The sequence below is a fragment of the Candidatus Methylomirabilota bacterium genome, assembly GCA_035764725.1.
GTDB lineage: Bacteria > Methylomirabilota > Methylomirabilia > Rokubacteriales > CSP1-6 > DASRWT01.
On record DASTYT010000045.1, the window covers coordinates 1 to 8,578 of the forward strand.

Sequence of the window (8,578 nt, forward strand, 5' to 3'; positions counted from 1 at the left end):
TCGGGCCCCCTTGACTTCACTCGCTCGGCCGGTATCCTGGTAAGGCTTCTCGGGCCGAAGTGGCGGAATTGGCAGACGCGCATGATTCAGGGTCATGTGCCCGCAAGGGTGTGGGGGTTCGAGTCCCCCCTTCGGCACCACTGAAAATCGACCAAGCCCCGCGCGTCGCCCCCCATCCTACCCCAGAGCCGCCGACGGGCGCGCGGCCCCGTCGGGAGGAACTATGAGCCTACCGACGCGTCGCGGCGCGCCTTCCACAGCTCCACGACCACCGGAATCAGCGAGAGCACGATGACCGCGATCACGACGACGTGGATGTAGCGCGAGATGTTCGGGATCAGCGTGCCGAGCAGATACCCCGCCCATGTCATGCTGACCACCCAGCCAATCCCGCCGAACACGTTGTAGAACAGGAACCGGCGATACTCCATCTGCCCGATCCCCGCCACCACTGGGGCGAACGTGCGAATGAGCGGGATGAAGCGCGCGAGCACGATGGTCTTGCCGCCGTACTTCTCGTAGAACACGCGGGTGCGGAGGAGGTGTTTGCGACTGAACAGCAGGGACTCCTCCTTCGTGAACAGGCGCGGGCCCGCGCGGTAGCCGATCGCATAGCCCACGCTGTCACCGATGATGGCGGCGGCGATGAGCAGCACGTTCAGCAGCCAGATGTCGAGCGCCCCGGCGGCGGCGAGCAGCCCGGCGGTGATCAGCAGCGAGTCACCAGGGAGGAAGAAGCCGACGAGGAGCCCGGTCTCGCAGAACACGATGGCCACCAGCAGGACGTAGCCGCCCCAGCGAATGAGGTCGGCCAGCGACAGGCTGCCGTCGAGGAGGCCGTGAATGAGCTCCACGCGTTTCTAGACCAGCTCCGCCAGGGTGACCCGCCGCCCCAGCGTCGAGGAGCGCTGCGCCGCTTCCGCCACCGCGAGCGCGGTGAGCCCGGCCGCGACGTCAACCGGCGGCGCGCTTCCGTCGCGCGCAGCGGCGAGGAACAGCTCGAGTTCGCGGCGGAGCGGCTCTGCGCCGGTCGCCTTGAACGACTGGATCCGGCCCTCGGGCGCCTGCCAGCCGCCCTCGCCCGCGACGTGGCGGTTCTCGTGCACCGCCACTTCGGACGAGCCGAAGTCGGCGGCGAGAGTCGCCCGCTCCCCCACGATCACGCAGTCGCGATACGTGCCCGGCGCGAAGTAGCCGGCCTCGACGAAGGCGGAAACTGCCCCGTACTCCACCGCGCTGAAGGAGAGATCGTCCATCCCTCGCCCCAGGTGGTCGCGCAGCGTCGCCGTCACCGCAGTGGGCGCCGCGCCGAGCAGGTAGGCGAAGAGATCGAAGTAGTGGATGGCGTCGGTCTGGGTCACCCCCACGTCGGTGCGCGGGCGCTTGAACCCCGCGAAGCGGCCGGTCGCGTAGCGCACCGGCCCCACTTCGCCGCTCGCGAGCCGCTCCCGCAGCGCCTCGGTGACGGGGTGGAAGCGGAAGATATGACCGACCTGGAGCACACGGCCGGTTGCGCACACGAGGTCGGCGAGCTCGCGGCCCTGGGCCAGCGTGAGCGTCAGGGGCTTCTCGACGAAGCAGTGCCGGCCCGCGCGGAGACAGGCGCCGGCAACCGCCAAATGGCTGTCGGCGGGCGTCACCAGATCGACCGCGTCGACGTGCGGCAGCGCCGCGCGATAGTCGGCCACCGCCCGTGCGGGCGCGACGCCCGCCTTCACCGCGAAGGCGCGCCGCTCCTCGGCGAGATCGGCGACCCATAGCTCGACGCCGAGCTCGGTGAGCACACGCAGGTGCTTCTCGCCCCAGCGGCCCAGCCCGATGAGCAGGACGCGCATCAGCGAGGGGCTCCGGCGCCGCCCAGATCCTCCGCGACCTCGTAATGCAGCAGGCGGTCCTTCATCCAGCGGACCACCATCAGATCGACCGACGCGCGAAACGCGCGGTTGCCGATCCCGTACTTCGACTTCCCGAAGCGGCGCGGCCGGTGATTGACCGGCACTTCGAGCACCCGGTACCCGCGCATCTTGAGGAGGGTCGGGATGAAGCGGTGGAAGCCGCGGTAGAGCGCGAGGTCGCGCAGGCACTCGCGGCGAAAGGCGCGGAAGGTGCAGCCACTGTCCTGGATGGCCTCGTCGCTGAGCGCGTTGCGCACGCGGTTGGCGATGCGCGAGGAGAGGCGGCGCACCAGGGAGTCGCCAGCCGCGCGGTTCACGCGCCAGCCCGTCACCGCGTCCCACTGCTCGAGATATTTGAGCATGCCGGGAATGTCGTGCGGGTCGTTCTGCAGGTCGGCGTCCATGCTCACCACGTAGCGGCCGCGCGCGGTCTTGAAGCCGGCGTCGGTGGCCGCGGTCTCGCCCGCGTTCGCCTTGAGCCGCACCAGGCGCACCCGCGGGTCCTCGTCGCGGAACGCGCGGATGACCTCCGCGCTCCGATCGCGGCTGCCGTCGTCCACGAAGATCACCTCGTAGGCGAGCCCGGTGGGGGCGAGCACGTCGCGGATCTCGGGCCAGAGCAGCGGGAGATTCTCCTCCTCGTTGTAGACAGGAATGACGATGGACAGGTCAGGGGCCGTCATCTGGCTCACGGGCGGTGAAGCGCGCCAGGCTAGACGCGCTCGGTCCGTGGACCGGGGCCCGGCGGCGCGGGGGGCTCGCCCCGCCATTCCGGCACGAGGGACTGGGGCAACCGGAGGCGGTCGAGCACGCGGGCCAGCGTATGGTCGATGATCTCGTCGATCTGCTTCGGACGAGTGTAGAAGGCGGGCATGGGCGGCAGGATCACCGCCCCCATCTCGGCGAGCTGGGTCAGCAGTCGCAGATGCCCCAGATGGAGAGGCGTCTCGCGCACCACAAGGATGAGCGGTCGGCCTTCCTTCAGCGTGACGTCGGCGGCCCGGGCCATCAAGGTATCGCTGAAGCAATGCGCGACCGCGGATGCCGACTTGATGCTGCAGGGGGCAATCACCATCCCGTCGGTCTTGAACGAGCCCGATGCGAGCGCGGCCCCGATGTCCTTGTCGCTGTACTTGCGCGTCGCGAGGGCCTCGACGTCGCGCACCGCCCACTCGGTTTCCTCGGCGATGGTGCGCCGCCCGGCATCGGAGATGACGAGATGGGTCTCGAGTTCGGGCACGGCGCGCAGCAGCTCCAGGAAGCGGATGCCGTAGATCACGCCGGAGGCGCCGCTGATACCGACGACGAGGCGTCTCATAGGCGGAACCGCTTGCGGAACACCTCGTCCCGCGTCTTCTGATAGAGGATCTCCCACTCCGCGCTGCCCTCGGGCGCGGGACGCGAGTACGTGGAGAGGGTGCGGCGCACCTCCTGGTCGATCGACTCCTCGAGCTTGACCTCGTCCTCCAGCACCCGGAACACCTCGGTGCGGAGCTGCCCGCGCACCTTGTCGTCCTCGAGCCCGCGCGCCGACACCGCCTCGGTGGCGGAGAGGTCCGCGACGATGCGGTCGGCGAGCGAGAAGAGGCGCTCGCGGCTCATGCGCGTCACAGCACAAACCCCCGGTCCTTGGCGAGCTTGCCCTTCACGAGCGAGAAGATGCGCTTGTAGTCCGACGCCGAGTCGCGGATCTCCTTGGCGTGGTCCATGAGGAGCGCACGGGCATCGGCGTCCAGCTTTTCCTCGGCGTGAAGGTTCTCCGACAGGATGCGCCGGATCACCTCGAGGGCCCGGCTCTCGTCACGGACCTCGACGAGCTTGCGCGTGGTCAGCCGTCGCACCACCGCCTCGGCCATCCGTCCAGCCAGTTCGTCCCGTCTCGGCATAGCGAAATCAGGGTACACGCCGCCGAGGGGGGGTGTCAACTCAAATGGCCGGAATATCGGAAGAAATCCTCGCCTCCGCCGGGCAGAAGCAGACGAAAACAGGAACCTTTCCCGGGCTCGCTGCTGACCTCGATCCGCCCCCCTTGCGCCTCGGCGAGGGCCCGGACCAGGCTGAGCCCCAGGCCCAGTCCCCGGACGCTCGCCGTCTCGGGATTGGCGATGCGCACGTACTTGTCGAAGACGCGGGGCAGCGCCTCCGCGGCGATCCCCACCCCCTGGTCCTCGACCGCCAGCTCGACGAGACCACCCGGCCCCGCGCACGCGCTCACCCGGACCTCGCCGCCCCGCGGCGAGTACTTCACGGCATTGGAGAGGAGGTTCTGGAGCATCCGGTCGAGCGCGTCGGGGTCGGCATGAAGGGGCGGCAGCGGGGAAGCCGCCCGCCAGAGGAACCGGTGCCCCCCGTGCACGCCCGCGAAGAGCTCGATCTGCCGCTCCACGTGCGCGGCGAGGTCGACCCGCTCGCGGTTGAGGACCGGCGCGACCCCGACCTCGATGCGCGAGAGGTCGAGCAGCTCGGTGACGATGCGTCCCAGCCGCCGGCTCTCCGCGTGGATGTGGCCCAGGAAGCGCCGGGCGCGCTCGGGTGACACGGGGCGGGAGAGCAGGAGCTCCGAGAAGCCCTCGAGCGCGGTGATCGGCGTGCGGAGCTCGTGCGAGACGACGGAGATGAACTCGGACTTCGCCCGATCGATCTCGCGCTGGCGGTCGGTGGCGGCGGCGACCCGTTCCTCGAGCTCGGCGGCGAAGCGGCGCTGGCGCAGTGTGAGCCGCGCGTTCTCCACGCCGAGGCCGAGGTGGAGCGCCATCTCCGTCGCGGCGCGCGCCGTGGCCTCCGGCACCTCCCCCCGCCACTCCACCGCGAGCACGCCCCGCGATCCGGCGCCCGCGTCCAGTGGCAGCGCCATCGCGCGCCGCGGCGAAGGCGAGACATCCGCTAGGGTCATACGCGGATCCGTGGCGAGGTCGCGGCTGCGCAGGCTCTGTCCCGACGTCAAGCACCACGCGGCGGCGGAGCGCGTGGCCAGCGCGGCGCCACGCGGCGCGCTCGCCACCGCCGGCGGGCCCTCGGGCGAGTCCACCACGAGACCGACGGTGCGCGCCCCCAGGCAGTCGCGGACCACATGGACAACCAAGTCCAGCCGCGCCGCCATCGGCTCGTCCGCGGCCAGCCTCCGCTGAATCTCGAGCAGCGCGTCGAGCCGGCGGGCCCCCGCGAAGGCCTGGTCGCGCACATGGCCGGCCACCGCCCCCAGCACCGCGGGCGTCACCAGGGACACCAGCCCGTCCACCGCGCCGCCCGTCAATCCGACGCGCTCGATCGCGGGCAGCACGAGCGGCGCCTGGAGAAAGCCGGCCATGAGCCCCACGAAGGCGCCGGCCTGCGCACCCGCGGTGAGTGCCGCCCACACGGGCGGCACGAGGAACAGGTGGCGGACCGGGGACACCGGCGCCCCGCCTTCCCAGAGCATGGCGGCGGTGAGGGCGACGAGGAGGGCGAGCGGAGCGACTACCACACGATGAGGGTCCGGTACGCGGCGAAGAAGGCCACGGACGCGCAGTAGCCCGGGACCAGGCTGCCGCTCCACGCGCGCAGCACCGCCGTAGCCACGCCCAGCGCGGCCAGATAGAAGATCGCGCCGGCGCGCGCCTCTGCGGTATGCGGCAGCGCCGGGTCGAGCAGATAGCGCACGAGGCTCAGGCCGGTCGACGTGGCGGCGGCGCCCCAGAGGCCCCACTGGCGCCACCAGTGGGAGAAGAGGGCCCCGCGGAACAGCCACTCGGCCGACAGCGCGTTGGCCCCCATGTCGTAGGCCACCGCGGCCGCATAGGCGCTCACCCCCGCCACGCTCACTGCGTAGCCGAACGTGAGCGACGCGGTGATGAGGAGATGCGCGCCGAGGAACGCGCCCACTGCGAGGCCTATGGTGAGGCTGCCCGGCCGAACGGGCTCGAGCGCGCCGATGCGCGAGAGGATCGGATATCGCCGACACTCCCGCAGCAGCACGAGCGGCGTCGCGGCGAGCAGCAGCCCGCCCCAAGGAGCGAGCCGGCCGAGGAGGAAACCGGCCAGCAGCATGGCCGCCACCCGGAGCGCGCTGCCCGCCCACGCGCCCTGCCCCGCCAGCGCGATCACGAAGCCCTGCGCGATGAATCCGCCGTGCACGCCGGCGCCCTCGAAGGCCACGCCGAGGTCCGCCAGGGCCCCGCCCTGCAGGACGAGGAGCCGCCCCGTGCCGACCACCGCGAGCATGATCGCGCTCACCGCGACGAACGGCCGCCACACCGCGGCGGGGGCGCGCCGGCGGGTGGCCTCAAACGGCGCGGTCAGCAGATCCATGGGCCGGCAGATCCAGGAAGAGAGCGACCAGCTCGCCGTCGAGCGTGCGGCCGGCCTCGCGGCGTAGCCGGTCGACGACCACCGCGTGCGCGAGGCCCGGGCGATAGGGGCGATCCGACGTGAGCGCGTCGTAGACGTCCACCACCGCCACGATGCGCGCGCCGAGGGGGATGGCAAGGCCGCGCAGCCCGTCGGGATAGCCGCTCCCGTCGAAGCGCTCGTGGTGATGGCGGACGATCAGCATGCCGTCAGCGAAGAACTCGAGCGGCGCCAGGATCTGCGCGCCGGTGAGCGGGTGCTGACGCATGAGCGCCCACTCCTCGTCGGTGAGCGGGCCCGGCTTGCGCAGCACGCCCTCGGGCACGCCGATCTTACCAAGATCGTGGAGGCGCCCGGCCTGGGCCACGACGTCGGCGGCCGAGGCGGGAAGCCCCGCGGCCAGCGCGAGCCCCCGCGCGAGGGACGCGACCCGCTCCGAGTGGCCGCGCGTGTAGCGATCGCGCGCCTCCAGCGCATGGGCGAGGGCGAGAAGGCTCGCGAGGAACGCCTTCTCCATGCGCCAGTACGTCTTCTTGAGGTCGGCGGCGTAGCGCAACGACTGGCGATGCGCGTGGCGGAGGCGCGTGTTCGCGTGCTTCAGCTCGCGCTCCCGCTCCTGCCACACCTCGCAGACGGCCTTGAGGTCTCGAGCGTAGGCGAGGGCCTGGGAGAGGGCTACGTCTGCGGCCATAGCGTGGCCTCCGGGAGCAGCGATCGAACCAGGGTGAACAGCGCGAGCGGCGAGAAGGGCTTGGTGAGGTAGTCGTTGGCGCCGGCAGCGAGCCCGCGCGCGCGGTCGGCCTCCTGCCCCGCCGCCGTCAGCATGACGACCCGCACGCCCGCCAGCGTGGGATCCTCCCGCAGCCGGCGGCAGACCTCGAACCCGTCGAGGCGGGGCATCTGCACGTCGAGGAAGATGAGATCGGGCCGGGTGGCGCGCGCGCGCTCGAGCGCCTCCACGCCGTCGGCGGCCTCGATCACCGCAATGCGCTCGTCTTCCAGGGTGAAGCGAACGAGCTCGAGGATGGTGGGCTCGTCGTCCACCACGAGAATGGTCGGCATGCCCGCTCGTAGAGCGAGCGGCATGCCAGGAGAGACGGCGCCGTCAGATCAAGGCGTTGCGCGACGCGACGGCGGGGCGCTGCCTTGTGGCCTGGGCAGCGTGCTGCGCGCGGTGCCCTGTGCTCTGGGCACCGGCTCGGGGCGGCCTAGCCGGTGGCGACTCGGTCCGCCACCAGGATGCGGGCGAGGGCGCGCTCGAGCGCGGCGAGGGCGCGGTTGAAGTCGATCTCGCCGCCGTCCCGACCTTCCGGATGACGCCCCGCGAGCCGCGTCTCTGCGCGCTGTCGCGCCCGCTCGGCCCGGGCACGGTCGATCTCCCCGGGCGCCTCGGCGACCTCGGCGAGAATAATCATGCGCTCCGGCTGCACCTCGGCGAAGCCGCCCATCACCGCGAGGTGCTTCTCGTCACGGCCGGTGCGATACGTGACCGCGCCGTTGCCGAGCGTGGTGAGGAGGGCGGCGTGGCCGGGCAGCACGCCGAAGTAGCCCTCGCTGCCGGGCGCCACCACTTCGTCCACGTCCAGGGACACGAGCATCCGGGACGGCGTGGCGAGCTCGAGCTTCACTACCGCGAGCCCTCGCGCATCTTCTTGGCCTTCTCCACCGCCTCCTCGATGCCGCCCACCATGTAGAAGGCCTGCTCGGGAAGATCGTCGTGCTTGCCCTCGACGACCTCTTTGAAGCCGCGAACGGTATCGGCCAGCTTCACGTAGCGGCCGGGCTGGCCGGTGAACACCTCGGCGACGTGGAAGGGCTGCGAGAGGAACCGCTGGAGCTTGCGCGCGCGGGCCACCGTGAGCTTGTCCTCGTCGGAGAGCTCCTCCATGCCGAGGATGGCGATGATGTCCTGGAGGTCCTTGTAGCGCTGGAGAATCCCCTGCACCGCGCGGGCGGTCTGGTAGTGCTCCTGCCCGATGATGATGGGGTCGAGGATGCGAGAGGTCGAGGCCAGCGGATCCACCGCGGGGTAGATGCCCAGCTCGGTGAGCTGGCGCGAGAGCACGGTGGTGGCGTCGAGGTGCGCGAACGCGGTGGCCGGCGCGGGATCGGTGATGTCGTCGGCGGGGACGTAGATCGCCTGCACCGAGGTGATCGAGCCTTTCTTGGTGGAGCAGATGCGCTCCTGGAGCGCGCCCATCTCGGTGCCCAGCGTCGGCTGATAGCCGACGGCGGAGGGCATGCGGCCCAGCAGCGCGGAGACTTCCGAGCCGGCCTGGGTGAAGCGGAAGATGTTGTCGATGAAGAGGAGCACGTCCTGCCCCTCCTCGTCGCGGAAGTACTCGGCGGAGGTGACC

12 protein-coding genes and 1 tRNA gene are annotated in these 8,578 nt (G+C 71.2%); 1 reads left to right on the forward strand and 12 read right to left on the reverse strand.

Annotated elements, in window-relative coordinates; translation table 11 throughout:
- Positions 1-53: 53 nt before the first annotated feature.
- A tRNA-Leu gene (locus tag VFX14_06340) sits at positions 54-140 on the forward strand.
- Positions 141-221: 81 nt separating this feature from the next.
- Here VFX14_06340 and VFX14_06345 read toward each other — a convergent pair.
- From VFX14_06345 to atpD, 12 genes are all read right to left on the reverse strand, one after another.
- Positions 222-854, reverse strand: a complete 633-nt coding sequence (locus VFX14_06345) for a VTT domain-containing protein (GenBank protein ID HEU5189289.1) — start codon at positions 852-854, stop codon at positions 222-224.
- 6 nt (positions 855-860) lie between these two features.
- Entirely contained in the window at positions 861-1,835 is a 975-nt protein-coding gene (locus VFX14_06350) for a Gfo/Idh/MocA family oxidoreductase (GenBank protein HEU5189290.1), read from the reverse strand.
- Positions 1,835-2,578, reverse strand: a complete 744-nt coding sequence (locus VFX14_06355) for a glycosyltransferase family 2 protein (GenBank protein ID HEU5189291.1) — start codon at positions 2,576-2,578, stop codon at positions 1,835-1,837. The genes VFX14_06350 and VFX14_06355 overlap by 1 nt, the downstream gene beginning before the upstream one ends.
- Before the next feature lie 29 nt (positions 2,579-2,607).
- Complete coding sequence (locus VFX14_06360) at positions 2,608-3,213, reverse strand: UbiX family flavin prenyltransferase (GenBank protein ID HEU5189292.1); 606 nt, start codon at positions 3,211-3,213, stop codon at positions 2,608-2,610.
- On the reverse strand, positions 3,210-3,497 hold the full coding sequence (locus tag VFX14_06365; GenBank protein HEU5189293.1) for a DUF507 family protein: 288 nt from the start codon (positions 3,495-3,497) through the stop codon (positions 3,210-3,212). Before VFX14_06365 ends, VFX14_06360 begins: the two co-directional genes overlap by 4 nt.
- A gap of 5 nt (positions 3,498-3,502) precedes the next feature.
- Positions 3,503-3,781, reverse strand: coding sequence for a DUF507 family protein (locus VFX14_06370; GenBank protein HEU5189294.1), 279 nt, complete (start codon positions 3,779-3,781; stop codon positions 3,503-3,505).
- Between the two features lie 35 nt (positions 3,782-3,816).
- Positions 3,817-5,358 carry a HAMP domain-containing sensor histidine kinase gene (locus tag VFX14_06375; protein ID HEU5189295.1) on the reverse strand — a complete coding sequence of 514 codons (1,542 nt, stop codon included), beginning with the start codon at positions 5,356-5,358 and terminating at the stop codon, positions 3,817-3,819.
- Positions 5,352-6,182, reverse strand: a complete 831-nt coding sequence (locus tag VFX14_06380; GenBank protein ID HEU5189296.1) for a hypothetical protein — start codon at positions 6,180-6,182, stop codon at positions 5,352-5,354. Before VFX14_06380 ends, VFX14_06375 begins: the two co-directional genes overlap by 7 nt.
- A complete protein-coding gene (locus tag VFX14_06385; protein ID HEU5189297.1) occupies positions 6,157-6,912 on the reverse strand; it encodes an HD-GYP domain-containing protein in 756 nt (251 codons plus the stop codon). Before VFX14_06385 ends, VFX14_06380 begins: the two co-directional genes overlap by 26 nt.
- Positions 6,897-7,283, reverse strand: coding sequence for a response regulator (locus VFX14_06390; protein HEU5189298.1), 387 nt, complete (start codon positions 7,281-7,283; stop codon positions 6,897-6,899). The genes VFX14_06385 and VFX14_06390 overlap by 16 nt, the downstream gene beginning before the upstream one ends.
- A 146-nt stretch (positions 7,284-7,429) precedes the next feature.
- The gene (locus tag VFX14_06395) at positions 7,430-7,849 is read right to left on the reverse strand and encodes a F0F1 ATP synthase subunit epsilon (protein HEU5189299.1); all 420 of its coding nucleotides are present in this window, start codon (positions 7,847-7,849) and stop codon (positions 7,430-7,432) included.
- Positions 7,849-8,578: F0F1 ATP synthase subunit beta (gene atpD, locus VFX14_06400; protein ID HEU5189300.1), on the reverse strand; the 730-nt coding region annotated here is incomplete at its 5' end. The genes VFX14_06395 and atpD, both read right to left, overlap by 1 nt.